This is a genomic window from Streptomyces sp. ISL-66 (genome assembly GCF_018614135.1).
Lineage (GTDB): Bacteria > Actinomycetota > Actinomycetes > Streptomycetales > Streptomycetaceae > Streptomyces.
Genome location: NZ_JAGGOW010000125.1, coordinates 39,375 through 65,920 on the forward strand (window position 1 = coordinate 39,375; position 26,546 = coordinate 65,920).

Here is a 26,546-nt window from a genome sequence, read left to right on the forward strand (position 1 = left end):
TCCCCAGCCTCCCGCCGGTGTGCGCCCCGGCACATCCGCGTGCCGGAAGAGGGGCGGAAGGAGGGGTGGAAGCAGGGCCGGAAAGAGGGCCGGAACCCCCGGATCCCGTAGGCTCGGCGGATGGCTAAGTACTTCGACGTACACCCCGACAACCCCCAGCCCCGCACCATCGGCAGCATCGCCGACAGCATCCGTTCCGGCGGACTCGTCGCGTACCCGACGGACTCCTGCTACGCGCTGGGCTGCAAGATGGGCAACCGTGAGGGCGTCGACCGCATCCGGTCGATCCGGCGGCTCGACGACCGCCACCACTTCACGCTGGTGTGCGAGAACTTCGCACAGCTGGGCCAGTTCGTGATCATCGACAACGACGTCTTCCGCGCGATCAAGGCGTCCACCCCCGGCAGCTACACCTTCATCCTCCCGGCGACGAAGGAGGTTCCGCGCCAGCTGCAGCACCCCAAGAAGAAGACGGTCGGGGTCCGCATCCCCGACCACGTCGTGGCGCAGGCCCTGCTGGCCGAACTCGGCGAGCCGCTGCTGTCCAGCACGCTGCTCCTGCCGGACGAGACCGAGCCGATGACCCAGGGCTGGGAGATCAAGGACCGGCTCGACCACGTCGTGGACATGGTGGTCGACTCCGGTGAATGCGGGACGATGCCGACCACCGTCATCGACTTCTCCAGCGGCGAGGCGGAAATCGTCCGCCGGGGCGCCGGGGACACCGCCCGCTTCGAGTAACGGGCGGACGGGCAGGCACGCACGCGGAGGCAGGCACGCACGTATGCATGTACGTACGCAGGCGCTCGGTCGGTCCGGCCGTCAGGAAGGCCCGTACACGATGGGCTTGAGGCCGTAGTCGAGCTCGGCTCCGTCCACCAGGAGCGCTTCGACCGTCCGGGTGGCCGGATCGATGTCGGCCACCATCCCCTCCCCCGAGTAGCGGGGGTAACCGGAGGCGCCGTTCCCGCCGGTCGGCGCGACGACGGCGGACCGGACGGCGTCCTGCCGGGACCCCTCCACCACGTGCTCGGGCACCAGCAGGATCTCGAAGTTCTGTGGTTCGCTGCTCATCCCCCGACGCTAACCGGCCCCTCGGGATCACGCCGTCCGGCGCCGCCGTCGGTGAGCCCCTGGAGGCCGGGACGAGAGGACTACGGGCGCCGCGCTCCGTCCTGCGGTCCCGGCTCGTCGCGTGCGGCCGAGGGGTGGCGCAGCAGGCCGCGGGCCCAGCGTTCGTTGAGGCCGGCCAGGAAACCGATGGCGCCCCAGAAGAACCAGGCCTTGACCACGGCCTCGTGTCCGGCGGCGGAGAGCGGGCCGGGGCCGCACAGTTCGGCCGCGGAGAGCGGTGGAGTGATGACCGTGAGGATGCCGCCGCTGATGAGCAGGAACAGGGCGGTGGCCAGGAACCATCCCACCACCACGCGGTACCAGCCCTCTTGCCGCAGGCTCTGCGCCAACTGGACCGGGTCGGAGGCCGGGTCGGAGCCCGGATTGCCGCGCCCGGAGCGGGCGCGGATCAGGTTCGCCGGATCGCGCAGGCGCATGATGACGCTGAACACCGCGCCCATCGCGCCGCCCGCGAAGCACACCATCGCGTGGAGGAGGGCCTGTCGCTCCTGGCAGCCGAAGTCGATGCCGAAGAGTCCCGGCACCCACGCCCCCAGCGCGAGGACGACCAGCAGCACCACGGGGCTGACCACGATCCCGCAGGTCAGTCCGACGTTCAGGCCGCGCGCACCGGCGGTGGCCGTGTCCTCCTCGAGCCTGGCCTCGGCGAGGGCCACCGCCGTGTCCAGCCGGCCCACGTCCGCACCCTGGGCCACGGCCCGCAGGGCGCGCAGCAGGTCCTCGGCGACAGCGGCCCGCGTACGGCGTTCGAAGGCGCGCTGCGAAGCCGCGTAGAGGCGGTCGAGGCGGAGCATCAGCTCCGGTTCCGCGCACCACAGCTCGCGCAGCCGCTCCGCGTCGATGCCGGGCACTTCTTCCAGTGCCCGTATCTCCCCGTCGGCCGCGCCCAGGAACCACTCGAGTATTCCCCGCCGCATCCCAGCCCCCTCTTCGCACAGCAGTTGTACCCGCCTTCGGGCCGCAGCGGTAGCCGCGGACCACCGGCGCTAGACCGGCACGGTCATCACGGCCGGGCCGGGCTGTGCGGACAGCGGGGCCGGCCGGCGCACCGGCAGCCGCTCGTCGACGCGACCCGCCGGCGGGGGCTTCCTGCCGGTGGTGGTCAGCGCGCGGCCCCCGAGGCCCCCGCGGTCAGCCAGGGCAGCTCCTCGGCGGTGTAACGGTAGGCACGGAAGACGGCGTTGGGCTCGGACGGGAACAGGCCGCGCACTTCGGACTCCTGGTAGGCGCCGAAGTAGGGGACGACGTACTCCCAGCACAGGTAGCCGTCGGGGGTCACCTCGAAGAGCCGGCCCGAAGGCGAGTCGGTGACGAGGGTGTTGCCGCCGGCGAGACGCTGGGCGCTGCCCATGAAGGGGGCGAAGAAGGACTCGCGGGCCGGGTCGTGGTACTCCCCCACGCGGACCACGTCGAGGCGGTCGTCGACCCCCGGGGCTGACGCCCGGCCCCGTCTGCCCGGCCCCGTCTGCCCGACCCCGGCTGCCGGCCGGGGCACCGTAGGCTCTGCGGATCGGAGGGCTACGGGAGGACGGGCACATGGCGGGAACCGGAAGCGGGCCGGCAGCGCGGCGGCGTCGGGTGGTGCTGGCCACCGATCGGCAGGGCCGGTCGAGGGACGCGGAGCTGCCGGCGCTGGTCGCGGCGCTGCGGGAGCGCGGGACGGACGCGGTGGCGGCCGACTGGGACGATCCGGAGCATCCGTGGTCCACCGCGGACGCCGTGGTCATACGGTCGACCTGGGGCTACACCCGCCGACCGGCCGAGTTCCTCGCCTGGGCCGACCGGATCGCCTCGGTGACGGCGCTGCACAACCCGGCCGAGGTGGTGCGCTGGAACCACGACAAGAGGTACTTGGCGGAGCTCGTGGCGCACGGTGTGCCCACGGTGCCGACGCGGTTCGTCGCCCCCGGCGACCCGGTCGTCCTGCCTTCGAGCGGCGGCTTCGTCGTCAAGCCGACGGTGTCCGCCGGGGCCCGCGACAGCGCCCGGTACACGCAGGAGCAGCGGCCCGCGGCCGAGGCCCACGTACGGGGCCTCCAGGACGGCGGACAGACGGCGATGGTCCAGCCGTACATGGAGCGCATCGTCGAGGGCGAGCGGGCGCTGGTGTTCCTGGGCGGCGAGTTCAGCCATTCCGTGCGCAAGGGGCCCGTGCTCACCGACACCGGCCGGGTCGACAACAGCCGTACACCGCACCCGGACCTGGTGGAACACGTCCCCGGCGCGGCCGAGCTCGCCGTGGCCCGGGCGGCACTGTCCGCCGTGTCCGGGGCCTGCGGCGCCCCGGACGCTCCCCTGCTGTACGCGCGGGTCGATCTCGCGCTGGACACGGACGGCTCGCCGGTGGTGATGGAACTGGAGCTCATCGAGCCGAACCTCTTCCTCACGCGGACCGAGGGCGGACCGCGCCGCTTCGCCGACGCCGTCGGCCGCCTCTGAGGGAGCGTCCGCGGCGGCACGTCGGCTCGGGCGGGCGGTGTCCGGCGCGGGCCGACGGTGTCCGGTCCGTGGCGGCACTGTCAGGTCCGTGCCGACGGGGTCCGGCCCCGGTCGACGGTGTCCGCCCCCGTCGGCGGTGTCCGACCCCTGCCGGCGGTACGTCAGCGCGGCCGCCCTCGTACCTCGCCGCGGGCGGGCGGACGCAGGGATTGGCGGACCGACCAGGCCACCGAGACCAGGGGCACCGCCACCACCGCCCCCACGATCCCGGCGGCGATGGCTCCCGCGACCACCGACAGGGCCACCACCATGGGGTGCAGGCGTACGGCCCAGCTCATCACCAGGGGATGCAGCAGGTGCCCTTCGATCTGGCCGATGACCACGATGAGCGCGACCACCAGAGCGGCCACGAGCGGCCCCTGAGCGGCGAGGGCGACCACGGCGGCCACGCCGAGGGCGACCGGGGAGCCGATGAGCGGGACGAACGCGGCGAAGAACTCCAGCAGCGCGAGCGGGACGGCCAGCGGGACACCGAGGGCGAACAGCGCGATGCCCACCAGGATCGCGTTGGTCGCGGCCACGAGCACGATGCCGTGCGTGTACCCCGTGAAGGTCCGCCAGGCCGCCTTCCCGGCGCGGCCCACCCGCTCCCGTACGCCCTGCGGCAGCTGCTCGCAGAACCAGTCCCACTGCCGGTCGCCCGAGTGGATGAAGAAGACCGAGCAGAACAGCCCGAGGGCCGTGACGGTGAGCACCGCCACGATGCGCCCCGCCCCGCTGACCGCCGTGCTCAGCAGGGTCGAGCGGTGGCTGGAGAGGTACGTGCCGATCTTGGACTGGGCATCGCTCAGCACGTGGGAGTCCAGCCGCAGCGGCGGTCCGCTGAGCCAGGCCTGGATCCGGTCCAGCCCCACCCTGAACTCCCGCACCAGCGAGGGCCACTCGTTCGCCACCGACTCGCCCACCAGCGCGAGGGCGCCGAGCACCAGGACCGCACTGACGACCAGCGCGAGGGCCACCGCGAGCGGCCTGGGCACGATCCGGGCCAGCCGGTCGGCGGCCGGGCGCAGCATCGCGGCCGTCACCAGGCCGAGGAAGAGGGCCAGCGCGATCTCGTGGAACCTTCCCAGGGCCGCGAAGACCGCGTACGCCACCGCGCCCACGACCAGGAGCCGCCAGGCGTACGCGGCGGCCGTCCGCAGGAGCGGGGACACCGGCGGGTCCACGCCGGGCCAGCGGCCGCGGCGCGGGCCGGGTGGGCCGGGCGCGCCGGGCGGGCGCCGGGCCGGCCGCGTCACGAGTCGCCTGGTCATCTGCGGCCGCCCCTTCGAGGTGTGTGGGTCACCACGGGCTATCACCCCGGCGGCGGCCGCTCCGCGCGCCGCGCAGCGCGTTCGTCCGAAGGCCTCATCGGCGCTGGGCCGAAGGAGCCGGGCGGGCCGTTGCCCGCGCCGCGACCGCCCCGCTGGTCACGGCGGGTTTCCCGGGGCGGGCGGGCGACCGGCAACGGGAAACCCGTCGACCTCCGGGTCCGCCCGGGACAGGCTCAAGTCGTCAGCACGTCAGCACGGAGCACGACCCACAAGGGGACATCATGCGCAAGATGATCCGCGGCGCCGCCGCGTTCGCCACCGCCACGGCCGCCGTCGTGGCACTCAGCGGCGCCGCAGGCGCACAGCCGGCCGAGCCGTGGGCGGGCTGCCCGGACGGAGCGGTCTGCATCTACCCGCAGAACCAGAACCCCGCGGTGAAGCCGACCCACGTCTTCTACAACTACGGGGCCCACAACCTGAGCAACCAGTACGGCAACCACTGGGTGCTCAACAACCAGTACGGCGGCGCCACGGCCCGCCTGTGCACCGGCTCCAACGGGGTCGGCTGCGGCAACCCCATCGCCCAGGGCACCGGCGTCTACGCCGACCTCGGACCCATCAACTCGATCACCCTCAACCGCTAGCGGGCGCGCGCGTTCGCCCGTTCGCAAGGACGTTCCGGCGTGGGCCGCCCGGCCCGCTCCGGAACGTCCTCGTTTGGCCGCAACACCGCACGAATGGCCGGTCGGCCGCCCCACCCCCGCGCTAACCTGGGCATCTGCCTCTCACTGCCTGGGCGCGCTTTGCCATGGGGGACGTCTTGGGGGATCCGGACCGCGGACGCGCCACCGGCCGGCCGCACACGTCAGACGACACTGCCGACGGCGCCTTGCCGCGCTTTCCCGCCCAGTTGAGGCGGCTTCGGGTGCAGCGCGGGCTGTCGCTCTCCGACCTGGCCCGCCGCACGCACTACAGCAAGGGCTACCTGAGCAAGATCGAGACCGGCTCGAAGCCGGTCACCGCCGACGTGGCGCGCAGCTGCGACCGGGCCCTCGGCGCCGAGGGCGAACTCCTGCGGCTGGTGCCGGAGAACGCGGAGCCCGAACCACCGCCCGGGCCCCGCTCCGCGGCCCGGCCCGGCGACCCGTCGCACGGTTCCCGGTCGGACGGCGAGTGCCCCTACCGCGGCCTGGCCTCGTTCACCCCGCAGGAGGCGGGGTGGTTCTTCGGCCGGGAGCGGGCCACGGCCGCCCTCGTCGAGCGGGTCCACGAACGCCTCGGCCACGGGCCCCTGCTGCTCGCCGCCCGGTCGGGGGCCGGCAAGTCCTCCCTGCTCAGCGCGGGTCTGGTGCCGGCCCTCGCACGCGGAGGCTTCCCGGTCGCGGGCGCCGACGGCTGGCCGGTGATCAGGTTCACGCCCACCGCGCACCCGCTGCGCGAGCTGGCCGACGCCACCGCCAAGGCCCTGGGCGGCGACATCGGCCGTACCCCCGAGGAGTTGAGCGCCCGGCCGGAGCTGCTGCTCGAAGCCGTCCACGGGCTGTCGGTCCGGCCCGGCGCCCTGGCGCCGGAGGGGGGCGGCGGTCGTCATGTCCCGACGGTGCGGCCCGTGTTGCTCGTCGACCAGTTCGAAGAGCTGTTCACGCTCTGCGCCGACGAGGACGAGCGCCGCGCCTTCGTCCGGGTCCTCTGCGCCGTGGCCCGCTCCCGGCCCGCCCTGACCGGGTACGACCCCGCCGTCGTCGTGCTCGGGGTGCGGGCCGACTTCTCCGGGAACTGCCTGGAGCTGCCCGAGCTGGCCGCCGTCTTCACCGACGGCCTGTTCGTCCTGCCGCCGATGTCCGTGGCGGAGCTGCGGGAGTCGATCACGCGTCCGGCCGAACTCGCCGGGCTCACCCTCGAACCGGGCCTGGTCCCGCTGCTCCTGCGGGATGCGGGCGTACGCGCGGACCCGGACCGGACCGACCGACCGGCCCCGCCCGGCCCGCCGGACGGCGGGCAGCCGGACGGGCGGGACGCCGGACCGGAGAGCGGTCCGGGGGACGTGCCCTGCGGCGCGCTGCCCCTGATGTCCCACGCGCTGCTGGCCACCTGGCAGCGGCGCGAGGGCTCCACCCTCCGCGTCGCCGGGTACGAGTACGCCGGCGGCATCCAGGGCGCCGTCGCGCAGAGCGCCGAACAGGTCTTCGCCCGCCTGTACCCGGCCGAGCAGCGGACGATCCGGCGGCTCCTCGTACAGCTGGTCCACCTCGCCGACGGGGCGGGGCCGACCCGGCGCCGGGTCCGCCGCAGCGCCCTGCTGGAAGGGCAGCCCGACGGAGACCGGGCCGCGGCCGCCCTCGACGCGTTCGTCCGGGCCCGGCTGATCACCACCGACAGCGACACCGTCGAGATCACCCACGAGGCCCTGCTGCACGCCTGGCCACGGCTGCGCGGCTGGATCCACGCGGACCGGGCCGGGCTGCTGGTCCACCAGCAGCTGTCCCAGGCCGCCGACGAATGGACGCGTGAGGGCCACGATCCGTCCGTCCTCTACCGCGGCACCCGGCTGGCCACCGCCCGTGCCTGGGCCGAGGAGCTCGACGGCGGCGGCAGCGCGCTCGGCGCGCGGGAGACGGCCTTCCTCCGGGCCTGCCTGGCCGCGGAGGACGCCCGCCGGCGGCAGGCCGGTCGCCAGGTCCGGCTGCAACAGCGGATGCTGGCCACCCTCCTGGTCCTGCTCGTACTGGCCCTGGGCGCGGGCGGTGTGGCGTACCAGCAGCGCGCCGGGGCGCTCGGCCAGGAGCGGACCGCCCGCTCGCAGGCGCTCGCCGTGCGGTCGCTCTCGCTGGCCTCCGGCCAGCCGGAGGCCTCGATGCTGCTCGCGGAGGAGGCGTACCGCACCGAGGCGACGAGCGAGGCGCGCGGCGCCCTGCTCAGCACCCAGTCCCAGCCGTTCCTGGCCCGGCTCGGCGGACACGGCGGGCCGGTCAACGCGGTGGCCTTCGCCCCGGGCGGGGCCCTGCTCGCGACGGCCGGGTCCGACGGGAAGGTCCTGCTGCGCCGGGTGGCCGACCGCCGGACGGTCGCGGCCTTCACCGCGCCCGGCCGGGTCCGTACGGTCGCCTTCAGCCCCGACGGGCGGACCTTGGCGGCCGGTTCGGCCGACGGCCCGGTCCGGCTCTGGCCCGCCGCCGGGTCCGGCCCGGTGGTCCTGCTGCCCCCGAGCACGGCGGCCGCCAGGGCGATCGCCTTCGCCCCGGACGGGCGGACCCTCGCCGTCGCGGCCGCCGACGGGACCGTACAGCTGTGGGATCCGGCTGGCGACCACAGCGAGTTCGCCGTTCTGACCGGGCACGTCGGAAGGGTCAACGCCCTGGCGTACGCGCCGGACGGCCGCTCCCTCGTCTCGGCCGGCGCCGACCAGACCGTACGCCTGTGGGACACGGCGCGGGCGCGTCCGGTCGCCGTGATGGAAGGTCACACCGGAGAGGTGCTGGGCGCGGCCTTCGCCCCGGACGGGCGGACGGTGGCCACCGGGGGCGTCGACCGGACCGTGCGGGTGTGGGACGTCGCCGGACACCAGGCGGTGGCCACGCTGACCGGGCACAGCGACGACGTCAACGCGGTCGCCTACACCCCGGACGGCACCACCGTCGTCAGCGGCGGTGGCGACGGCACCACCCGGCTGTGGGACGTGCGCAGCGGCCGCCTCACCGCGACGCTCGCCGGGCACACCGACTACGTGCTGGCCGTCGCCGTGGACCCGGCGGGCGCCGTGCTGGCGACCGCCGCCTTCGACCAGTCCGTCGTGCTGTGGGACCTGCGGGGCCCGGTGCTGACGGCCCGTCCGTTCACCGAGGTCTGGCACGCGGCCTACAGCCCCGACGGAAAACTGCTGGCCGCCGCCGGCGCCGATCACGCGGTGGCCCTGTGGGACGTGGCCGGCCGCCGGATCCTGGCCGCGCTCCCGGGACACACCGAGACCGTGTACTCGGTGGCGTTCGCCCCGGACGGGCGGAGCTTCGCCTCGGCCGGCGCCGACGGCACCGTACGCCTGTGGGACACCGCCACCCGCACCCCCCTCGCCACCCTCACCGGGCACGACGGCACCGTGTTCTCGGTGGCGTTCGCCCCGGACGGGCGGAGCTTCGCCTCGGCCGGCGCCGACGGGACCGTACGCCTGTGGGACACCGCCACCCGCACTCCCCTCACGACCCTCACCGGGCACACGGACTTCGTCAACGACGTCGCCTTCGCCCCCGACGGGCGGACGCTGGCCAGCGCCGGGGACGATCTGACCGTACGGCTGTGGGACCTGGCCGGGCACCTTCCGCCGGCCGTGCTCACCGGGCACGCGGGCGCGGTACGGGCCGTCGCGTTCAGCCCGGACGGGCGGACGCTGGCCAGCAGCGGCAACGACGGCACGGTCCGGCTGTGGGACGCGGGGCAGCGCCGCGTCACCACCGTGCTGACGGGACACACCGGCTCCGCGCGGGGCATCGCCTTCTCCCCCGACGGCCGGACTCTGGCCACCAGCGGCAACGACCGTACGGTGCGACTGTGGGACGTCGCCCGCCGACGGCTCCGGGCCACCCTGTCCGGTCATATGAACGCCGTGTGGGGCGTCGTCTTCTCCCCCGACGGCCGGACCCTCGCGAGCAGCAGCAACGACGGCACCGTACGGCTGTGGAATCCGGACCCGGCGGCGCGGCTGACGGACATCTGCCGCATGGCACTCCAGCCGGAGCACGCCGACCGCGCGTGCGCGTAGTGCCATGACCGCCTCCCCCACCTCCCGCACCTTCGGTTCCGGCCGGCCGGAGGGGGGTTTCCCCGGGGTTTCCCGTTGCCCGTTCGGGTGGTGACACGTCCGGCCGTGGACGGGACGGCGGGGCCGCCGACAGGCTGGTCCCGGACACGGAGCCCGCCAAGTGGCGTACGACCGGCGCGCTTCGGCGCGCTCGGCCGCCGCGCTGCCCGCCGCGCTCCGCGGACGTGCGGAGCACGAAGCCCGAGCACGAAGCCCGAGCGCGCAGCACGAAGCGCTCAACGCCGAGCACCAAGCGCCAAGTACCACGCACCACGCATCAGGAACGAGGTCTTCCGTCATGCCCAGCCGATCAGGTCCCCGCCGAACCGCTCTCCTCACCACGCTCCTCGCCCTCCTGGCCGTCCTCCTCTGGCCGTCCGCCGCCCCGGCGGCCGCCGAAGGTGCCTGCCGGGTCCTGGCCCCGGGGGCCTCGGCCGCGGCCGAGCGGGCCGTGGGCGCCGCCTGCGAGCAGGTGGGAAAGGACGTCTGGTACACGTGGGGCGGCGGTCACGGCCCCCAGCCCGGTGCCACGTACGGGCAGGTGGACCCCTCGGATCCGGCCAGCGAACACGATCCCGAACGGCTCGGCCTCGACTGCTCGGGCCTCGTCCGCTACGCCTACGCCCGGGCGGCCGGATCCGATGTCCTGAACGGCGTGGCCAGTCAGCAGTACTACACGCACCGGGCCGCCGGACGCTTCACCGCCGCCCAGGGACTCGCGCCGCTGCTGCCGGGCGACCTGCTGGTGTGGGGCAGCTCGCAACGGCTGCACCACATCGCCCTCTACCTCGGCGCGGGCAAGATGGCGGAGGCCAAGCAGTCGGGCACCAAGCTGATGGTCAGTGACGTGCGGCTGGCCGGCGACTACTTCGGGGCGGTCCGCGTCGACACGGGCCCGGTCGACGGCCGCGCCTTCCGCACCTGGGGCACGGGAGTCTGGACCAAGGCCCAGCCGTCGACGGCGGCCGCACGCGTGTACGCCTTCCCCGGGCCGACGACGATCCGCGTCGGGTGCCAGAAGCACGCGGAGGTGGTGACCTCCGACGGCTACACCAACGACGCCTGGTCCTATCTCCCGGACTACGGGGCCTGGATGACGAACATCTACATCCAGGGACCGGAATGGCTGGAAGACGTGCCTACCTGTCACTGATCGTTTGTAGGCTCTCAAATGGCCCCAGCCGGGCCCAACTCATCCCCAAGCCGAACAAATCGAGGACCCACGTGCGCCTTCCGTCCCCTCAGCGACGCCTTGCCGCCGGTGCCGCCCTGCTCGCCGTGATCGGCGGCGGCCTGCTGCCGGCCACCGCCGCACACGCCGCCGCTCCCACCGCGACCCCCGGCGCCGCGCCCGCCACCGCGTCCGGCCCCCTGCCCGTCCCCGGACCGGGCACACCCGGACAGGTCGCGCCCGATCTGGAGGCGCTGACCCAGGCGCTGCGCAACACCACGGCGGCCGGTGCACCCGGAGCGATGGCCCGCTTCACCGGTCCGGACGGCGTCTCGACCCGGGTGGAGGGCGTCCGCGACCGGAGCACCGGCGCGGCCATGGACCCCAAGGCCCGCTTCCGGATCGGCAGCGTCACCAAGACGTTCTCGACCGTCGTCCTGCTCCAGCTGGTCGACGAGGGGCGGATCCAGCTGGACAAGCCGGTCAACAGCTACCTGCCGGGACTGCTGCCCGACGACCGGATCACGGTGCGCCACCTGCTGACCCACCGCAGCGGCCTGGCGGACTACACGAACACGATGTTCGAGCAGACCGTTCCCGGCTTCGAGTCCGTCCGGAACAAGGTGTTCACCTACCGCGAGCTCGTCGGCCTCTCGCTCGCCGAGCCGAGGACCACCGAGCCCGGCGCGGCGTACAAGTACTCGAACACGAACTTCGTCGTCGTGGGCATGCTGATCGAGGAGGCGACCGGCAAGGGGGTCGCCAAGGAGTACGAGCGGCGCATCATCAAGCCGCTCGGGCTGCGGAACACCTCGTACGTCCACCCCGGTACCGCCATCAAGGGCCTGCACGCCAACGGTTACCTGCACCCGGACGAGGAGGGCGCGCCGCTCGTCGACTCCACCGAGCAGACCGTCTCCTGGGCACAGTCGGCCGGCGCGATGATCTCCAACGCGGCCGATCTCAGCACCTTCATGTCCGCCCTGGTCCGCGGCAGGCTGCTGCGCCCGGCCACCCTGGACGCCATGCTCACGGTGACGCCGACCGACACCACGAACACCCGGTTCTACGGGCTGGGCCTGCGCCGCTACGACCTCTCCTGCGGCACCCAGGTGTACGGGCACACGGGCACCGTGCAGGGCTTCTACACCTACGCCTTCACCACCCGCGACGGCAAGCGCTCCCTCTCCTCGATGGCGAACACCTCCAACCGGGGCCAGGCCAACACCGCCCTGGGCGGCACCCTGGAGGCCGCCTTCTGCGGCAAGGCGCCCGCGGCCGGACCGGCCACCGCGCGCGGCTTCGCGTTCGCCCCGGCCGCGGCGGAGGCGGACCTCCCGGAGCACGGCTGACGGCGATTCCCGGACACGGCAGCTCCCGCCCCTTGGCTTGGGGGCGGGAGCCCGGAAAGCTGAACTCCGCATTCCCACACGGGCGTTGACCCGTGTGACCGATGAGGAGGACACGATGGCCGACGCACTGCCGGTGAAACGTTCCCGGAGGGGGCCGGGCCGGCGGGCCCGCAGGATGCTCGCGGCCACGGCGGGGGCCGCGGCGCTGGTCCTCGCCGTCCCCGCGGTCGCGTACGCGGCTCCGCCCGCGGCCCTGCCCGCCAACGCGGACGGGCTGGAACAGACCTTCCAGCCCGCCTACGACTACGACCGGGACGGCTGCTATTCCAGCCCCGCCATCGGTCCGGACGGCACCATCGCGCCGGGCCTGAAGCTGGGCGGCGACGTCAACGGCAGCTGCCGGGACCTCTCCGACCTGAACAACACCAACGGCTACTCCCGCTCGAAGTGCAACAACGGCTGGTGCGCCGTCATGTACGCGCTCTACTTCGAGAAGGACCAGGTGTCGCTCGGCCCGGGCAGTGCCGGGCACCGGCACGACTGGGAGCACGTCGTGGTGTGGATCCAGAACAACCAGGTCGCCTACGTCTCCACCTCCGAGCACGGCAACTTCAAGGTCCACACCAGCGCGCAGATACGGTTCGACGGGACCCACCCGAAGATCGTCTACCACAAGGACGGAATCGGCACGCACTGCTTCCGCGCCGCGAACTCCAACGACGAGCCGCCCGAGAACCACAAGGGGACCTGGCAGTACCCGCCGCTCGTCGGCTGGAACGGGTACCCGGCGGGCCTGCGCGACAAGCTGAGCCAGGCCGATTTCGGCAGCGCCCTCCTCGGGATCAAGGACGGCCAGTTCAACGGCCACCTCGCCAAGGCCAAGCCGGCGGGCATCCCCTTCGACCCGAACGCGTGACGACGGCGAGACCGTCGTACCGTCCGTGACGGTCGTACCGTCCGTGACGGTCGTACCGTCCGTGACGGTCGTACCGTCCGTGACGTGGGTGTTGCGTGCCGTAGGCGCTGAGTGCCGTAGGCGCGGGCCGTCGGATCCCCCGGCGGCCCGCAGCCGGGACTCCGGATAGGCTCATCGCACGAACGCGCCGACCCGGTACCCCGAGAAGGCGCGGGGTCGGAAGGCGCCGTCGACCACGGCGCACTCCCCCGCAGCGGCGCCCCGCCACCGTTTCACGGCTCGCCCGTGTCTCCGGCTCGGCCGCTCACCCCGCATGCGTCCCGTCCCTGCCCCTGCCCGGCCGACAGCCGCCCTGCCCGGAAACACCACTGCCGCAATGAGTACCGCGCTCCGCCCGCCGTCCGCCCCCCGCACTCCCGCAGCCCCCGGCCCCGCCCCCGCCCGCGCCCCGGAACCGCCCCGCCGCCGGGCGTTCGCCGGGCGGGCCCCCGCCCGGCCCACGGCCGCCGCCACGGTCCACAGCATCAGCGCCGCGACCACCGTCCTGCTCTCGCTCGTGGCCATCGGGGCGGCGCTCCACGAGCCGATCTTGATACCTCCCTTGGCCGCCAGCGCCGCGCTGGTCCACAGCGCCCCCACGCTGCCGCTGGCGCAGCCCCGCGGGGTCGTCATCGGGCACCTGCTGGGTGCCGCCGTCGGCTACGGGGTCCTGGCGCTGGCCGGCAGCAGCGCCTGGGCCGCCGCCGTGGCCGCCGGAGTCACGCTGGCGCTGGTCATGGCCGCGCGCACCCCGCACTCGCCCGCCTGCGCCACGGCCGTCGTGGTGGTCCTCCAGAGCCCGGCGCCCGCGCGGTTCGTCCCCCTGCTGTTCGGCTCGACCGTGCTGATCGTCCTGACCGGGTACGCCGCCTCGCGCGTGCGCCGCAAGGCCCCCAGGTACCCCGCGTACTGGTGGTAGCCGGATGACTGCCGGTGAGGGTTCGAGATGCGCTCCCGGCGCGTGGCTGGTTCGCTGAAATCCGCCCGCCGTCCCCCACAGCGCCCAGGAGCGATCATGAGTGCAGGCGAGTCCCACGGCCGGTCGCAGCAGCTGCGCGACAAGGCCCGACAACTGAACGAGGCGGCCGCCCGGTCGGCCGATCCCGACGAGAGCCGTCGGCTGCGGGACAAGGCCCGCCGCCTCCAGGAGCAGAGCGAGCAGGAACGCGTCATCGACGACCCCGGCATGGACCTGCGGTAGCCGCACCGCCCGGACCGCGACGGGGCGGCGACGGCGAGCCGGTGGCCGGCCCCGCGCGGGGCCGGCCACCGGCTCCTCGCGGTCCATGCCGTTTTCGCGGGCGGCCAAGAGGCGGGCCGGCTGCCCAGCGAAGAGCTCTCAGCGGCGGCTACTGGGCTGCGGCCGCCGCCGGGGCCTCGTCGAGCTCCCACGCGTGGCGCTTGAACTCGCGGGCGAAGTCCGCGTGGTCCTCCCACTGGCGGGCGATGCCGCGCAGCACGTCCCAGTGGTGCTCCACGGCCTGGTCGATGACCCGGCGGACGGCCGGCTCGGCCGTCACCCGCTGCTCGATGAGCCCCGTGGCCACCGATGCCTCCAGCGCCGCGTTGCGCAGCGCGCGCAGGGCGCGGGAGGTGTCGTCCATCGCGAAGCCGCTGTCGCTGCCCGTCTCCTCGGCGAAGAGCGGGGTCAGCCGCGCCTCGATGAACGCGGTGATCCGCTCGAAGTGACGTACGTCCATCGGTGGCTCCATCTCGGGTCGCTCTCGGTTTCCGGCGCGAGCCGGGCTCACACCGCCGATCATTATCCCGCAGCCGATTTCCCCTTCGGCCCCGGGGCGGCCGCCTACCCTGACGCCATGGACGAGTTGGACGGCGTAGAGGTCATCGCCTTCGCGAACGCGGAGGCCTTCGAGAGCTGGCTGGCCGCGCACCACACCCGTAACGCGGGCGTATGGGTCAAGCTGGCGAAGAAGACGTCGGGGATCGCGTCGGTGTCCGCCGGCGAGCTGGTCGACAGCGGGCTCTGCTACGGCTGGATCTCCGGGCAGCGGCGGTCCCTCGACGAGCGGTACTACCTGCAGAAGTACGTGCCGCGCAGGCCCCGGAGCCTGTGGTCGCAGGTCAATGTGGACAAGGTCGCCGAGCTCACCGCCCTGGGGCGGATGCGCGAGCCGGGCCTCGCCGAGGTGCGCCGGGCGCAGGAGGACGGCCGCTGGGCGGCGGCCTACGCCTCGCAGCGGACGGCGGAGGTCCCGCCCGATGTCACGGCGGCGCTGGCGGGCGATCCGGTGGCCCGAGCGGCCTTCGAGGCCCTCGACCGGACCGGGCGCTACCTCGTGCTCCTCCCACTCCTCCAGGCGCTGACCCCGGAGAGCCGCAGGGCCCGCCTGGACAGGGTCGTACGCCTCCTCGCGCGGGGCGGCACGGACTGACGGGGAGGCTCCGCCCCTCTCAAGGGGCCCGGCGGACCTCACGGGCCCGGCCGGAGGCGTCCACCCGCACCAGCAGGCTCCCGCGCGTGCCCGGGCCGCCGGGTCCTTCACAGGCGAAGGCGACGTCCGTCGCGTCCGGTGCGATCACGTCGATGGAGCGGAGGAACAGCCGCTCCCGCGGGGGCGGTCCGGCGTCCGCCGCCCCCGCACCGCTCGGCCAGTGCGCGGGCGCCTGCGCGAGGGCGAACTCCTCGATGGCATCCAGGTCCTCGAGGACCCGGCGGACGCGCGCCGCCGCGTCGTCGAGGCCGACCGGCCCGGTTCCGGCACCGTCACCGACCGCGTCGGGACCGATCGTCACCACGCAGTGCGTGTCTCCGTCGGCGGCGGCCCGTCGGTGCGCCGCGCCGATCTCGATCCCGCCGGTCAGCCGGCCTTCCGCGTCCGGGCGCAGGACCCCGAGCCACGGGTGGCGGACCGGCCCGACGAGCCGGGCGCAGCAGGGAGCGAGCCGCTCCGAGACCAGGCCTCCGCAGGTGGGACACAAGAGGTGGGCGAAGCAGGCCGGGTCGCCGCCTTCCGCGGAGGTGTCCGTCCCGCCCCTGTCGTCGATACCGCCCCCGCCGTCCCCATCGTCCATACCGTCAACCTAGCGCCCTGCCGCGCTACCAGCGGACCGGGAGGCGGGTCACACCGCGCATCAGGCTGCCCGCGTGCCAATGGCGGGTCCGGCCGCCGGGGTCGTCGGACTCGTACGTGTCGGCGGACACGATGACCTCGTGGACCGGTCCGGTTTCGCGGAGCCTCGCGGAGAACGGATACGGGTCGGCGTCGAAGTCCTCGGCACTGGCACTGATGTCCACTACTGGCATTCGACCACAGCAAGGCGGTAGTTGGCGGGCGCACGGGAGGATTTCCGGACACTCTGGGGTGACTCGCCGATCACGGTATTCTGCCGCCCTTGCCATACGAAAGAGGGGGACGGCCATGACCACCGCACACGAGGTACGCCGGACAACCGTGGACATCGCCACCCACGACGGCACGTCCGACGCCTATCTGGTCCGACCCGAGGGCGGAGGCCCGTATCCCGGGGTCCTGCTGTACATGAACGCCCTCGGGGTGCGGCCGCACATCAAGTCGATGGCCGACCGGATCGCCGCGGCCGGCTACGTCGTCCTGTTGCCCAATCTCTTCTACCGCCACGGGCGCACGCCGGTGTTCGAGCTGCCGGAGTTCGTGGACTTCGCCCGGCAGCCGGAGATCTTCGAGCGGGTGGACCCGGTCCTCGATTCCCTGACGCCCGAGATGGTGATGCGCGACGCACCGGCCTACCTGGACTGGCTCGCGGGCTTCCCGCCGGTCGCGGCGGGACCGGTCGCCCTCACGGGGTACTGCCTGGGTGCCCGGCTCGCGCTGCTCACGGCCGGCACGTACCCGGAGCGGGTGGCGGCCGCGGCCGGTTTCCACGGCGGGTTCCTGGCCACCGAGGCGGCGGACAGCCCGCACCGGCTGGCGCACCGGGTGACGGCGGAGCTGTACTTCGGCCACGCCGACGCGGACCCGGCACTGCCGGCCGAGCAGATCGACCGGCTGGACGAGGCCCTGTCCGCGGCCGGAGTCCGCCACCGGACCGAGGTGTACGGGGGCGCGCGGCACGGATACACCCTGGCCGATACGACCAGTTACGACGCCGCCTCGGACGAACGGCACTGGGCGGCGCTGTTCGCGCTGCTCGACCGGACGTTCTGACGGCGCGGGACGCGGGCGCGCCCGGGGGCGGGCAGGTGCCCTCGGACACCTCCCCGCCCCCGGGGCGATGGACTGCGGACGGACCGGCGGCGCTCAGGGTCGGGTCGGACCGACTCCGGGCCGGGTCGGTCGGGACTACTCGACGACGAGCTCGACGGACATGTTGCCGCGGGTGGCCCGGGAGTAGGGGCAGACCTCGTGCGCCTGCTTGACCAGCAGGGCGCCGGTCTCGCCCGCCAGGGCGTCGGGGAGCTCCACGCGCAGGACGGCGGCCAGCCCGAAGGCCGCGCCGTCCTTGCCGATCGAGACCTCCGCGGTCACCGAGACGTCGCTGGTGTCGACCTTGGCCTGGCGGCCGACGAGTCCGAGGGCGCTGGCGAAGCAGGCGGCGTAGCCGGCCGCGAAGAGCTGCTCGGGGTTGGTGCCCTGACCGTTCCCGCCGAGGGCCGGGGGCATGGCCAGCGCGAGGTCGATCTGGCCGTCGGAGCTGACGGCGCGGCCTTCGCGGCCGTTGGCGGTGGCGACGGCGGTGTAGATCGCGTCCATCTCGGGGGTTCCTCTCAAAGCCGGAGGCGGGGTCATCGGTCGTCGACCTCGCTCCATCAATATGGCACACAATTCAGTTGTGCACAATTCAGTTGCCGCCCCGATAGCCCTGCGTACAATGGCGTCCATGACCGATCCGCCGACCGACGCCCTCCCCGACCAGGACTTCCTGCGCCTCGACGGCCAGATCTGCTTCGCGCTCGGCGCGGCGAACCGGGCCTTCGGCGGCCTCTACCGGGTGGTCCTGAAGGACCTCGGGCTCACCTACCCGCAGTACCTGGTGATGCTGGTGCTCTGGGAGCACGGCGAGATGCCGGTCAAACAGCTCGGACAACACCTGCGGCTCGACTCGGGGACGCTGTCCCCCCTGCTCAAGCGCCTCGAGGCGGCCGGCCTGATCTCCCGCGAGCGCAGCTCCGAGGACGAGCGGTCCGTGCGCGCGCACCTCACCGAGGCCGGTACCGCGCTGCGCGCCCGGGCCGTCGAGGTGCCCCGGCGCATCGCCGTCGCGACGGGCTTCGAGCTCAGCGAGATCCGGGACCTCCAGGCCCGCCTGCGGCGCCTCACCGCCGCCCTGGACGCGGCGGTCCCGCAGGAACAGGAGTAGGCGGGGCCCGGCCCCGCACCAAGGCGGCTGACCCGGCCAGTCCAGGCCGGGTCAGCCGCCTCGTTTGCCATCCAGAAGTGGAGGACCACATGGACGGGAGCGAGCTCGAACTCCGCTACGAGCAGTTCCTTGCGCGGTGGCTGGAGCGTGTCGAAGGCGAGCTGGGTCTCCAGGTCGCCGAAGGCCCGCCGGCCGACTGGGTCCGGGACGTCTACCGCGACCACGGGGAGCTGCCCGCAGATCGGTTCGCGCGGATCGCCTTCGAGCGGAAGCTCCGTGCCGTCCTGGACGCCTTCCCGGCGGTGGCCGCGTCCGCCGAGCTGGACACGGGACTCCGTGTCGCTATTCGGCCGGACGCGACTCGTCCTTCGACCGACTTTCCCGCAGGGATGGTCATGCTGGCCGAGTTGGTCGTCCAGTCGTTCGATCCCGCGGGGGTACGTGCGGAAGTGGCCGACGCCGTCCAGACGTACCTCGCCGACCGCTACGGGCGGTTGTGGCCGCTCTGCCCGGAACACGAGAGGGGCTTGCACGCCGTCACGCACGAAGGCGAAGCGCTCTGGTGGTGCAGGGCGGAAAACCATCCGGGCGGCCGGATCCCCTTCGGATAGCCGCGGCACGGGGATCAGACTTCGGTCGGACGCGCTTCCGGTCGCGCTCCGACGGGCCGTTGTCAGCCCTTGAAGTCCTCCGGGCGCTCCGGTGAAGCCTCCGCGAGCGCCTTGACCACGGCCTCGGTACCCGCCCGGAGCCCGTAGACGGGGGTACCGGGCTGCTGGCGCCAGGAGTCGTCGATGCCGCCCGAGTCGACGGTGTCGAAGCCCAGTTCGTCGATGAGGGCCCGTACGGTCTTCTTCGCCGTCTCGTCGTCACCGGCGACGGGCAGCGCCATCCGGTCCGGGTGGCCCGCTTCGAGCGGCCGGGTCAGGATGTCTTCGGCGTAGGTGCCGTTGAAGGCCTTGACGACGGGGTGCCCGAGGTGGCGCTCGGTCCACCGGCTCTCGGTGAGGCCCTCGTCCTCGATGCCGGGGATCCGGCCGTCGCGCTGGCGCGGGTAGTAGTTCCCGGTGTCGAGGACGGCGAAGCCGGGCGCCGCCCCGTGGAAGAGGCCGGCAGGCAGGTCCGGGACGTTCTTCAGCGGGATCGTCACGACGACGACCTCGGCCCCGCGGGCGGCCTCGGCGACGGTGACCGGGACGGCGCCGGTCTCCTCGGCGAGGGCGGTCAGGGTTTCGGGGCCGCGCGAGTTGGCGACGGTCACGTCGTGTCCGAGTGCGGTGAGGCGGCGGGTGAGGTTGCCGCCGATGTTGCCCGCGCCGATGATGCCGATCTTCATGAGCTCTCCCGTGTGTCCAGGGTGTTCGGGTATCTCGATGATCCGAACCACCGCCGGGCGCACGGCATTCCGCTCCGGCCCGACGACTTCCCCCGCCGTCCGTTCGGAGGAACCGGGCACACAGCCGCACGCCGCGAGGTCTCGGACCGCGGGAGCGCAGATCGCAGGAGCGCAGGCCGCGGGAGCGCAAGCCGCGGGAGGGAGCGCAGGCCGCGGAAGTGCAAGCCGCGGGAGGGAGCGCAGGCCGCGGAAGTGCAGCCCGTCCGGCCGGGCCCGCGCGCAGCGGGTCCGGCCGGAGTACGGGACTACGCCCCGCTCGCTTTGAGCATGTCCTCGCGCTCGACGAGCTTCACGCGCTCGCGGCCCTGCGGCTCGCCCAGCGCCTTCTCGGCGGCGTCGAGCTTGTACCAGCCCTCCCACGTGGTGAAGCGGATCTCCCGCTCGGTGAGGAAGGCCTCGACCGCCTCGGGCGCCGGCGCGGCCGGCGTCAGCAGGCGGCCGCCCGCGTGGTCGGCGAGGAGGCTGGCGACCGTCTCGTTCGCATCGCCCTTGGTGTGGCCGATGAGGCCGATGGGGCCGCGGCGGATCCAGCCCGTGACGTACGTGGACGCCAGGGGCGCACCCGCCGCGATGACGCGGCCAGCCTCGTCGGGGACCGTACCGGACTCGATGTCCCAGGGCAGCTTGGGCAGCTCGTCGGAGAGGTAGCCGACGGCGCGGTAGACGGACTGGACGTCCCAGTCGGTGAACTGGCCGGTGCCCTTGACGTTGCCGGTGCCGTCCAGCTCCGTGCGCTCGGTGCGCAGGCCGACGACCTTGCCGTCCTCGCCGAGGATCTCCGAGGGCGACTCGAAGAAGTGCAGGAAGAGCTTGTGCGGGCGCTCGCCTATGTCGCGGATCGCCCAGTTCTCGAGGGTCTTGGCGACCATGTCCGCCTGCTTGTTGGAGCGGCGGGTGGTGATGGAGCCCTCGTCGTAGTCGATGTCCTCGGGGTTGACGATGACCTCGATGTTCGGCGAGTGGTCCAGCTCGCGCAGCTCCATCGGGCTGAACTTGGCCTGGGCGGGGCCGCGCCGGCCGAAGACGTGGACCTCGAGTGCCTTGTTCGCCTTGAGGCCGTCGTAGACGTTCGCCGGGATCTCGGTCGACAGCAGTTCGTCGGCGGTCTTGGCGAGGATGCGCGCGACGTCGAGGGCGACGTTGCCCACGCCGAGGACGGCGACCTTCTCGGCCTCCAGCGGCCAGGTGCGCGGGACGTCGGGGTGGCCGTCGTACCAGGAGACGAAGTCGGCGGCGCCGTAGGAGCCCTCGAGCTCGACGCCCGGGATGGTGAGCGCGCGGTCGGCGGTGGCGCCCGTGGAGAAGATCACGGCGTCATAGAACGAGTGCAGCTCGTCGAGGCTGATGTCGTTCGGGTAGTCGACGTTGCCGAAGAGGCGGACCTGGGGCTTGTCGAGCACCTGGTGCAGGGCGGTGATGATGCCCTTGATGCGCGGGTGGTCGGGAGCGACGCCGTAGCGGATCAGTCCGAAGGGCGCGGGCATGCGCTCGAAGATGTCGATGGACACACCGGGCTCGGTGGCCGCCTCGGACTTCAGCAGGGCGTCCGCGGCGTAGATGCCTGCGGGGCCGGCACCGACGATTGCTACCCGCAGGGGGCGAGGCATGGCTGTTCCCTTCGAACGACGAACATACTCGATCAAGGAAACCCTAAACTGAGGCAAGCCTAACCCAGCACCCACCCCTTGGTTATGGCCACATAACCCTGCCTTATGGCCGCCCCAAGTCATACTTGGGGTGGCCGTGGGCGGCACGTGCCGTGAGCTGGCCTTGGACGAACGCGTCGGTGTCGGGCGAGTACGGACCGCCGTGGTCGAAGAGCAGTTCCGTTATGCGCCGCCATTCCGCTACGGCCGCGCGGGCGGCGCCGTAGGACCGCTCCGGACCCCCCTCGCCCGAGGGCTTCCCCGGGGCCTCCTCGCCGGCCTCCCCAGCCGCCTCCTCGGACTGCCCGAGCTCGCGCTCGGCCGCTTCCAGGGCTTCGGCGGCCTCGTGGTGGCTCATGCCGGTGGCGTGCTCCCGCACCCGGACTCGGGCCGCGCGCTCGGCTTCGGTGGGGACGTGCGGCTCGTTCGCGGCGTCGTCGGTCATCGTGTTCCTGTCCTCTGCTTTCACTCTCGGTCGTCGTTCCGGTTCCGCCGGTTCCGCCGGTTCCGCCGGTACGGGTGGGTGGTGCGGGTGGTGCGGGTGGCGGGTGGTGCGGGTGGTGCGTCCGTGATTCCGGGTGTGGCTGGTGTGCGCGCCACTCCTCGGTCCCCCGGTCACCAGGAGGCGGTCACGACCGTCGTCGGAGGGCTCCCGCCCGCGCGGACGGTGACCGTGCCGGTGTCGCCGTACACCTCGTGCCGCCAGGCCGCGAAGACCCGTACCACCCCGCGCGCGTCCTCCGCCCGCCCCTTGCCCACCTGCCGGGAGGTGAAGGACACCTCCGCCACGCCCGCTCCGCGCACCTTGCGGACACGGGCCTCGGCCGTGCCGTTCGCGGACACGTCGGGGTCCGAGGGGGTCCGGTGCTCCGCGTAATAGGCGACGAAGTCCGCCGTCATGTCGAACCATCCGGCCGCGCCGCAGGGCCCGGCCCCGTTGGTGACGGCCCCGGGCGCGGCGCTCCCGTCGGTCGGCGGCCCGGGCGTCCCGGCGTCCTGGTCGGTCGGCGGGTCCGGGGCGCCGGAGTCCTGGTCGGTCGGGGGCCCGGCGTAGCCGCCCGTCTCCTGATCCGTCGGCGGACCCGCGTAGCCGCCCGTCTCCTGATCGTCGGCGGGCCGGCGGGCCCGCCGGTCTGGTCCTCGGTCGGGATGTCGGGGGCGGCCGTGCCCGAGCCCGTGCCCGAGCCGTCGCCCGGCGTCGCCCCGTCCAGATCGCAGACCTCCGGGGTGGGCGCCGCCGCGGGGGCGGGCCCGCCCGCCTCGCCCGCCCGTACGGTGCCGCAGGCCGTGAGCGCGACGCAGAGCAGCCCCGCCAGTGCGGCCAGGGCAACGCGTCCCGTCGGTGATGCGGAAGTTGCCGTCATTTCGTCCGTCACCTCCTTCGGCAGTAGGGATGGGGCTCACCGTAGCCGCGGTTCCCGGCGGGCCGCCGATCGGGGCCGATGCGGGAGGTGGTAGCCATGCCCCCATGGAAACCGATCACACCCGCCCACGGGATCTCGGGGCGCTCCCGGCCGCATCCGACATCGCCGCGCCTTCGCTGGACACCGCGTGAGGGGAACTCCCGCGGTGTCACGGCCCGTTCTGTTCCTCGATGTCGACGGACCGCTCATCCCCTTCGGCGCGGCCGGGGGTTATCTCGCGTACGAGGACGACGAGGGCCGCGGCGCCCCCGGCGGCGCGGCGCTCGCGGACGGCGGGCATCCGCTCCTCTCCCGGGCCGATCCGGCGCTCGGGCCCCGGCTCGCCGCGCTGCCGTGCGAACTGGTGTGGGCCACGACCTGGATGGACGACGCGAACCTGTCCCTCTCCCCGCGTCTCGGGCTGCCCGAACTGAAGGTGGTGGACTGGGCCGGACCCGACCACGAGGACGGCCGGGGCGAGACGCACTGGAAGACCCCCGGGCTCGTCGCCTGGGCGGCGGGCCGGGCGTTCGTCTGGGTGGACGACGAGATCACCGCCGCGGACCGCGTCTGGGTCCGCGCCCACCATCCGGGGCCGGCCCTCCTGTACCGGGTCGATGCCCGAGTCGGCCTCCGGGAAGCGGACTTCCCGGTGCTCGACGCGTGGCTGCGCGAGCACGGGACCCGGCCTTCCGCTCGGCCCGAGGAACTCGGCGGCCGGTGACCGGTGACCGGTGACCGGTACGACCACGCCAGCGGCCACGACGGGGCGACCAATGACGGCGACCACGACGACGACCGCCATGACCGCCACGACCGCCACGACCGCGCGAACGGCGTGGCCGCCCGCCCGAGATGGGTAGGCTTCCCGGGACATCGTGCACAGCAGCAGGTTCGGGGTGGGGTAGTGGGGCGTCAGATACGTGTACCCGGCGTGGTGCTGGCGGCCTCGCTGCTGCTCGGGCTGGCCGGATGTTCCGGAGTCGGCGGCGGCGGTGTCGGCGACGGGAAGACTCCCCCCGGTGAGGCCAAACCGGGTGGCTCCGCGCCCGTTTCGTCCGCGTCCCCCGCCGACGGGAAGCCCGCCTCCGGAGACGTACTGCCCGGAATGGTCTCCACGGCCGCCGCACGGACGCAGCTGGCCGCGCTCAAGGTGGCCCCGCCGGGGACCATGTCCGGATACAGCCGGGACAAGTTCACGCACTGGGCCGAGCAGGGCGACAAGTGCGACACCCGTGAGGTCGTCCTTCAGCGGGACGGCAAGGGAGTGGCCCGGGACGCCGAGTGCAAGGCCGTGTCCGGGACGTGGAAGAGCCTGTACGACGGCGTGGTGGCCACCGAGGCGTCGAAGATGGACATCGACCACATGGTGCCCCTCGCCGAGGGCTGGCGCTCCGGCGCCGCCGGCTGGGACGCCGCCAAGCGCAAGGCCTTCGCCAATGACTTGACCCGCCCCCAGCTGTTGGCGGTGAGCGCTTCCTCGAACCGGTCGAAGGGCGACCAGAGCCCCGATCTGTGGCAGCCGCCGTCGAAGGACGCTTGGTGCCAGTACGGGCGGGCGTGGACGACCGTGAAGTCCGCGTACGGCCTGACCGCCACCGAGCCGGAGAAGAAGATGCTCTCCGGCATGCTGGACACCTGCCCGGCATGACGTCCACGTGGGCGTCGACGCTGCGGTGCGCGCCGTCGCCGATGACGGCCCCGCCGGTCGCCGCGCCTACAGCACCGCGACGCCCAGCGGCCGGGAGCCGGCCGCGAGCCGGCGGCTGCTCCCCGTGTCGAGGTCCACGACCGTGATGCCGTTCCAGTAGCCGTCGCGCGTGTAGCCGCCGGTGACGTAGGCCGTGCGCCCGTCCCGGGACACGGCCACGTCCTCGTGCGGCCCGTCGAGCGGGTACACGCGCTCCGCGCCGTCGGGGGAACGGACCGTGAGCGAGGGGCCCTTGCCCTTGCCGGGCTCCACGGCGCCCGTGCCGACGACCAGGAGCCGGCCGTCCGCCGTGACCGCGACCCCGTGCTGGTGGGTGTCCGCGGTCAGCTCCTCGATCGTGGTGCGGCCCGTACTCGCATCCACCACCGCGAGCCGCTCGCCCTCGAAGGGGAGCAGCAGCATCCCGTCGGCCGGCCGCACGGCGGCGTAGTGCGGTTTCAGCCACGACCCGAGGCCGCCTTGCGTCCCGTACGGCGCCACCTCGATGCGGCGCGGCCGCAGCGAGCCGGCCGGGACGACGGTGACGTCGAAGGAGTCGTGGCCGGTGACGTAGATCTCGGAGCCGTCGCGCGACACGTCCACGTCGAAGGGGCGCCGGCCCACCGGGACCACGGCGGTGACCTCGGCCTTCGCCGTGTCGACGACCTCCAGCACACCGGTGGTCCCGGGCACGTTGACGCCGATGTAGGCGTGCGCGCCGTCGGGCGAGAGCGCGATGCCCATGCCGCCGCCCCGGTACTCGCCACCCTCGACCGGCCCCGTCGCGGTGGTGCGGTACGGGATGCGGGCCAGCCGGGTGCGCGTCCGCGTGTCGACGACGGCCACTCCCTCGGCCGTGGCCACCCAGGCCCGGCCGTCCGCACCGACGGCCAGGCCGTACGGGGCCCTGCCCACGGGGACGGAACCGACGGCCCCGCGCCGCGGATCCACGAAGGTGACGGTGTCGGCCCCGAAGTCGGTGACCAGGAGTGTGCCCTCGGGGGTGTGCGCGGCCGTCGGGAGCGGGGTGGCGGCGGCCGCCGCGGGCGGCGGCGCCTGGCCGCCGGACGGCGTGCAGGCTCCGAGGAGCAGCGTCGCGGCCAGGGCTGTGGCCGTGGTGAGGGCGGCGAAGGCGGTACGGCTGCTCGTACGCGGGCGGTCGTGCTCCGGCATGGGGTGCCCCTCTCGGTTCCGGGGGCGGGGCCGGTGGTGCGCCCGCTCCCCCCGTACCCATCCTCACCGCGCCGCGCCGCCGGACCGCTCCGCCCGGCGGCCGACACCCGGGTCAGCCGATCGGTCGATGCGGGGCCGGGGGGATGCGGGGAATGCCGGGGATCCGGTGATGCGGGGATGCGGGTACGGGTGCGCGTAGGGGGCCGGGTGCGGCTCGGGGACGCGCCGGCTCAGCCCTCGTACTCCGTCAGGTCGATCCCGTGGATGTTGAGCAGCGCGCCGGACTCCGGGTGGCTGGTGTCCTTCTCCGCGGTCATCCCCAGCTTGCGGATCACGTTCTCCGACTCGTCGTTGCCGGCCCGGTTGACGGCGACGACCCGGTCGAGACCCCGGTCCTGGAGGGCGAACTCCAGCGTGGCGTGCGCGGCCTCGGAGCCGTAGCCCTGGCCCCAGTAGGAGCGGCCGAGCCGCCAGGTGATCTCCGCCGCGGGCAGGACCTCGGGTAGCCACCACGGCATGGAGAGCCCGACGGCGCCGATCAGCTCGCCGGAGGCCAGCAGCTCCACGGCGAAGATCCCGAAGCCCTCCTCGTCCCACTCGTCCTCCCAGCGCTCGATGGTCGCGGCGGTCTCCTCCAGATCGAGGGTCTCGCCGTCGCCGATCCAGCGCATCACCTCGGGGTCGGCGTTGATCTCCGACAGGGGGACGAGGTCGTCCTCGGACCAGCGGCGGAGGAGGAGGCGGGGGGTGCGGATCTCGGTCATGGGACCCATCCTGCCGAACG

Annotated in this window: 29 protein-coding genes; 15 read left to right on the forward strand and 14 right to left on the reverse strand. The window is 73.7% G+C overall.

All coding sequences use genetic code 11. The features are described 5' to 3' along the window. Positions 1-120: 120 nt before the first annotated feature. Entirely contained in the window at positions 121-741 is a 621-nt protein-coding gene (locus tag J7E97_RS23755) for an L-threonylcarbamoyladenylate synthase (protein WP_215030768.1), read from the forward strand. A gap of 81 nt (positions 742-822) precedes the next feature. On the opposite strand, the gene J7E97_RS23760 is transcribed toward J7E97_RS23755, so the two are convergent. The 3 genes from J7E97_RS23760 to J7E97_RS23770 form a co-directional block, all read right to left on the reverse strand. Further along, positions 823-1,074: a hypothetical protein gene (locus J7E97_RS23760; protein ID WP_215030771.1), complete on the reverse strand. Its 252-nt coding sequence runs from the start codon at positions 1,072-1,074 to the stop codon at positions 823-825. Positions 1,075-1,154: 80 nt separating this feature from the next. Then, complete coding sequence (locus tag J7E97_RS23765) at positions 1,155-2,051, reverse strand: hypothetical protein (protein ID WP_215030774.1); 897 nt, start codon at positions 2,049-2,051, stop codon at positions 1,155-1,157. A gap of 185 nt (positions 2,052-2,236) precedes the next feature. Further along, positions 2,237-2,533: a hypothetical protein gene (locus J7E97_RS23770; protein ID WP_251055026.1), complete on the reverse strand. Its 297-nt coding sequence runs from the start codon at positions 2,531-2,533 to the stop codon at positions 2,237-2,239. 137 nt (positions 2,534-2,670) lie between these two features. On the opposite strand from J7E97_RS23770, the gene J7E97_RS23775 reads away from it, so the two are divergent. Beyond that, positions 2,671-3,573: a RimK family alpha-L-glutamate ligase gene (locus J7E97_RS23775; protein ID WP_251055027.1), complete on the forward strand. Its 903-nt coding sequence runs from the start codon at positions 2,671-2,673 to the stop codon at positions 3,571-3,573. Positions 3,574-3,734: 161 nt separating this feature from the next. Here J7E97_RS23775 and J7E97_RS23780 read toward each other — a convergent pair whose 3' ends face one another. Further along, entirely contained in the window at positions 3,735-4,886 is a 1,152-nt protein-coding gene (locus J7E97_RS23780; protein WP_215030777.1) for an AI-2E family transporter, read from the reverse strand. 281 nt (positions 4,887-5,167) lie between these two features. On the opposite strand from J7E97_RS23780, the gene J7E97_RS23785 reads away from it, so the two are divergent. The 7 genes from J7E97_RS23785 (at position 5,168) to J7E97_RS23815 (ending at position 14,357) form a co-directional block, all read left to right on the forward strand. Then, positions 5,168-5,530, forward strand: coding sequence for a hypothetical protein (locus J7E97_RS23785; RefSeq protein WP_215030780.1), 363 nt, complete (start codon positions 5,168-5,170; stop codon positions 5,528-5,530). 164 nt (positions 5,531-5,694) lie between these two features. After that, positions 5,695-9,639 (forward strand): helix-turn-helix domain-containing protein, encoded by a 3,945-nt coding sequence (locus J7E97_RS23790; protein ID WP_215030783.1) that lies wholly within the window; start codon positions 5,695-5,697, stop codon positions 9,637-9,639. A 337-nt stretch (positions 9,640-9,976) separates the two neighbouring features. Then, entirely contained in the window at positions 9,977-10,831 is an 855-nt protein-coding gene (locus J7E97_RS23795) for an NlpC/P60 family protein (protein ID WP_215030786.1), read from the forward strand. A 71-nt stretch (positions 10,832-10,902) separates the two neighbouring features. Next, the gene (locus J7E97_RS23800) at positions 10,903-12,201 is read left to right on the forward strand and encodes a serine hydrolase domain-containing protein (protein ID WP_308346768.1); all 1,299 of its coding nucleotides are present in this window, start codon (positions 10,903-10,905) and stop codon (positions 12,199-12,201) included. Positions 12,202-12,376: 175 nt separating this feature from the next. Further along, a complete protein-coding gene (locus tag J7E97_RS23805) occupies positions 12,377-13,117 on the forward strand; it encodes an NPP1 family protein (RefSeq protein WP_215030875.1) in 741 nt (246 codons plus the stop codon). Positions 13,118-13,493: 376 nt separating this feature from the next. After that, positions 13,494-14,075, forward strand: coding sequence for an HPP family protein (locus J7E97_RS23810; protein ID WP_215030792.1), 582 nt, complete (start codon positions 13,494-13,496; stop codon positions 14,073-14,075). A gap of 96 nt (positions 14,076-14,171) precedes the next feature. After that, a complete protein-coding gene (locus J7E97_RS23815; RefSeq protein WP_215030795.1) occupies positions 14,172-14,357 on the forward strand; it encodes a DUF6381 family protein in 186 nt (61 codons plus the stop codon). 148 nt (positions 14,358-14,505) lie between these two features. Here J7E97_RS23815 and J7E97_RS23820 read toward each other — a convergent pair whose 3' ends face one another. Next, positions 14,506-14,856, reverse strand: a complete 351-nt coding sequence (locus J7E97_RS23820) for a hypothetical protein (RefSeq protein ID WP_251055028.1) — start codon at positions 14,854-14,856, stop codon at positions 14,506-14,508. A gap of 117 nt (positions 14,857-14,973) precedes the next feature. Between J7E97_RS23820 and J7E97_RS23825 the strand changes: the two genes are divergently transcribed. Further along, positions 14,974-15,549, forward strand: a complete 576-nt coding sequence (locus J7E97_RS23825; RefSeq protein ID WP_215030800.1) for a YdeI family protein — start codon at positions 14,974-14,976, stop codon at positions 15,547-15,549. 19 nt (positions 15,550-15,568) lie between these two features. On the opposite strand, the gene J7E97_RS23830 is transcribed toward J7E97_RS23825, so the two are convergent. Continuing rightward, positions 15,569-16,189, reverse strand: a complete 621-nt coding sequence (locus J7E97_RS23830; RefSeq protein WP_215030803.1) for a hypothetical protein — start codon at positions 16,187-16,189, stop codon at positions 15,569-15,571. A 25-nt stretch (positions 16,190-16,214) separates the two neighbouring features. Further along, positions 16,215-16,421 carry a hypothetical protein gene (locus J7E97_RS23835; RefSeq protein ID WP_215030805.1) on the reverse strand — a complete coding sequence of 69 codons (207 nt, stop codon included), beginning with the start codon at positions 16,419-16,421 and terminating at the stop codon, positions 16,215-16,217. A gap of 115 nt (positions 16,422-16,536) precedes the next feature. Here J7E97_RS23835 and J7E97_RS23840 point away from each other — a divergent pair, with 115 nt between their 5' ends. Next, on the forward strand, positions 16,537-17,301 hold the full coding sequence (locus J7E97_RS23840) for a dienelactone hydrolase family protein (RefSeq protein ID WP_215030807.1): 765 nt from the start codon (positions 16,537-16,539) through the stop codon (positions 17,299-17,301). Between the two features lie 135 nt (positions 17,302-17,436). On the opposite strand, the gene J7E97_RS23845 is transcribed toward J7E97_RS23840, so the two are convergent. Then, complete coding sequence (locus tag J7E97_RS23845) at positions 17,437-17,847, reverse strand: organic hydroperoxide resistance protein (protein ID WP_215030809.1); 411 nt, start codon at positions 17,845-17,847, stop codon at positions 17,437-17,439. A gap of 127 nt (positions 17,848-17,974) precedes the next feature. On the opposite strand from J7E97_RS23845, the gene J7E97_RS23850 reads away from it, so the two are divergent. Both J7E97_RS23850 and J7E97_RS23855 read left to right on the forward strand, forming a co-directional pair. Further along, positions 17,975-18,454 carry a MarR family transcriptional regulator gene (locus J7E97_RS23850; RefSeq protein ID WP_251055029.1) on the forward strand — a complete coding sequence of 160 codons (480 nt, stop codon included), beginning with the start codon at positions 17,975-17,977 and terminating at the stop codon, positions 18,452-18,454. 89 nt (positions 18,455-18,543) lie between these two features. After that, entirely contained in the window at positions 18,544-19,065 is a 522-nt protein-coding gene (locus tag J7E97_RS23855) for a hypothetical protein (RefSeq protein WP_215030813.1), read from the forward strand. 62 nt (positions 19,066-19,127) lie between these two features. On the opposite strand, the gene J7E97_RS23860 is transcribed toward J7E97_RS23855, so the two are convergent. From J7E97_RS23860 to J7E97_RS23875, 4 genes are all read right to left on the reverse strand, one after another. Next, entirely contained in the window at positions 19,128-19,823 is a 696-nt protein-coding gene (locus J7E97_RS23860) for an NAD(P)-binding domain-containing protein (RefSeq protein WP_308346777.1), read from the reverse strand. Positions 19,824-20,095: 272 nt separating this feature from the next. Then, on the reverse strand, positions 20,096-21,457 hold the full coding sequence (locus tag J7E97_RS23865; protein WP_215030819.1) for an FAD-dependent oxidoreductase: 1,362 nt from the start codon (positions 21,455-21,457) through the stop codon (positions 20,096-20,098). Between the two features lie 103 nt (positions 21,458-21,560). Next, the gene (locus J7E97_RS23870) at positions 21,561-21,941 is read right to left on the reverse strand and encodes a hypothetical protein (RefSeq protein ID WP_215030822.1); all 381 of its coding nucleotides are present in this window, start codon (positions 21,939-21,941) and stop codon (positions 21,561-21,563) included. Between the two features lie 170 nt (positions 21,942-22,111). After that, positions 22,112-22,396, reverse strand: coding sequence for a hypothetical protein (locus J7E97_RS23875; RefSeq protein ID WP_215030825.1), 285 nt, complete (start codon positions 22,394-22,396; stop codon positions 22,112-22,114). 651 nt (positions 22,397-23,047) lie between these two features. On the opposite strand from J7E97_RS23875, the gene J7E97_RS23880 reads away from it, so the two are divergent. Further along, positions 23,048-23,623, forward strand: a complete 576-nt coding sequence (locus J7E97_RS23880) for an HAD domain-containing protein (RefSeq protein WP_215030828.1) — start codon at positions 23,048-23,050, stop codon at positions 23,621-23,623. Between the two features lie 183 nt (positions 23,624-23,806). Next, entirely contained in the window at positions 23,807-24,550 is a 744-nt protein-coding gene (locus J7E97_RS23885; RefSeq protein ID WP_308346773.1) for an HNH endonuclease family protein, read from the forward strand. 66 nt (positions 24,551-24,616) lie between these two features. Here the strand turns inward: J7E97_RS23885 and J7E97_RS23890 are convergent, their stop codons facing one another. Together J7E97_RS23890 and J7E97_RS23895 are read right to left on the reverse strand one after the other, a co-directional pair. Then, positions 24,617-25,762 (reverse strand): hypothetical protein, encoded by a 1,146-nt coding sequence (locus tag J7E97_RS23890; protein ID WP_215030831.1) that lies wholly within the window; start codon positions 25,760-25,762, stop codon positions 24,617-24,619. A 230-nt stretch (positions 25,763-25,992) separates the two neighbouring features. Beyond that, positions 25,993-26,526: a GNAT family N-acetyltransferase gene (locus J7E97_RS23895; RefSeq protein ID WP_215030834.1), complete on the reverse strand. Its 534-nt coding sequence runs from the start codon at positions 26,524-26,526 to the stop codon at positions 25,993-25,995. Positions 26,527-26,546 lie beyond the last annotated feature (20 nt).

Excerpts from the sequence above, each read along its gene's own strand:
- J7E97_RS23785 (WP_215030780.1), top strand. The coding sequence starts at position 5,168 with ATGCGCAAGATGATCCGCGGCGCCGCCGCGTTCGCCACCGCCACGGCC.
- J7E97_RS23835 (WP_215030805.1), bottom strand. The coding sequence starts at position 16,421 with ATGCCAGTAGTGGACATCAGTGCCAGTGCCGAGGACTTCGACGCCGAC.
- J7E97_RS23875 (WP_215030825.1), bottom strand. The coding sequence starts at position 22,396 with ATGACGGCGGACTTCGTCGCCTATTACGCGGAGCACCGGACCCCCTCG.
- J7E97_RS23805 (WP_215030875.1), top strand. The coding sequence starts at position 12,377 with ATGCTCGCGGCCACGGCGGGGGCCGCGGCGCTGGTCCTCGCCGTCCCC.
- J7E97_RS23775 (WP_251055027.1), top strand. The coding sequence starts at position 2,671 with ATGGCGGGAACCGGAAGCGGGCCGGCAGCGCGGCGGCGTCGGGTGGTG.
- J7E97_RS23755 (WP_215030768.1), top strand. The coding sequence starts at position 121 with ATGGCTAAGTACTTCGACGTACACCCCGACAACCCCCAGCCCCGCACC.
- J7E97_RS23865 (WP_215030819.1), bottom strand. The coding sequence starts at position 21,457 with ATGCCTCGCCCCCTGCGGGTAGCAATCGTCGGTGCCGGCCCCGCAGGC.
- J7E97_RS23855 (WP_215030813.1), top strand. The coding sequence starts at position 18,544 with ATGGACGGGAGCGAGCTCGAACTCCGCTACGAGCAGTTCCTTGCGCGG.
- J7E97_RS23765 (WP_215030774.1), bottom strand. The coding sequence starts at position 2,051 with ATGCGGCGGGGAATACTCGAGTGGTTCCTGGGCGCGGCCGACGGGGAG.
- J7E97_RS23780 (WP_215030777.1), bottom strand. The coding sequence starts at position 4,886 with ATGACCAGGCGACTCGTGACGCGGCCGGCCCGGCGCCCGCCCGGCGCG.
- J7E97_RS23795 (WP_215030786.1), top strand. The coding sequence starts at position 9,977 with ATGCCCAGCCGATCAGGTCCCCGCCGAACCGCTCTCCTCACCACGCTC.
- J7E97_RS23760 (WP_215030771.1), bottom strand. The coding sequence starts at position 1,074 with ATGAGCAGCGAACCACAGAACTTCGAGATCCTGCTGGTGCCCGAGCAC.
- J7E97_RS23890 (WP_215030831.1), bottom strand. The coding sequence starts at position 25,762 with ATGCCGGAGCACGACCGCCCGCGTACGAGCAGCCGTACCGCCTTCGCC.
- J7E97_RS23810 (WP_215030792.1), top strand. The coding sequence starts at position 13,494 with ATGAGTACCGCGCTCCGCCCGCCGTCCGCCCCCCGCACTCCCGCAGCC.
- J7E97_RS23840 (WP_215030807.1), top strand. The coding sequence starts at position 16,537 with ATGACCACCGCACACGAGGTACGCCGGACAACCGTGGACATCGCCACC.
- J7E97_RS23830 (WP_215030803.1), bottom strand. The coding sequence starts at position 16,189 with ATGGACGATGGGGACGGCGGGGGCGGTATCGACGACAGGGGCGGGACG.
- J7E97_RS23825 (WP_215030800.1), top strand. The coding sequence starts at position 14,974 with ATGGACGAGTTGGACGGCGTAGAGGTCATCGCCTTCGCGAACGCGGAG.
- J7E97_RS23870 (WP_215030822.1), bottom strand. The coding sequence starts at position 21,941 with ATGACCGACGACGCCGCGAACGAGCCGCACGTCCCCACCGAAGCCGAG.
- J7E97_RS23845 (WP_215030809.1), bottom strand. The coding sequence starts at position 17,847 with ATGGACGCGATCTACACCGCCGTCGCCACCGCCAACGGCCGCGAAGGC.
- J7E97_RS23850 (WP_251055029.1), top strand. The coding sequence starts at position 17,975 with ATGACCGATCCGCCGACCGACGCCCTCCCCGACCAGGACTTCCTGCGC.
- J7E97_RS23790 (WP_215030783.1), top strand. The coding sequence starts at position 5,695 with ATGGGGGACGTCTTGGGGGATCCGGACCGCGGACGCGCCACCGGCCGG.
- J7E97_RS23820 (WP_251055028.1), bottom strand. The coding sequence starts at position 14,856 with ATGGACGTACGTCACTTCGAGCGGATCACCGCGTTCATCGAGGCGCGG.
- J7E97_RS23895 (WP_215030834.1), bottom strand. The coding sequence starts at position 26,526 with ATGACCGAGATCCGCACCCCCCGCCTCCTCCTCCGCCGCTGGTCCGAG.
- J7E97_RS23815 (WP_215030795.1), top strand. The coding sequence starts at position 14,172 with ATGAGTGCAGGCGAGTCCCACGGCCGGTCGCAGCAGCTGCGCGACAAG.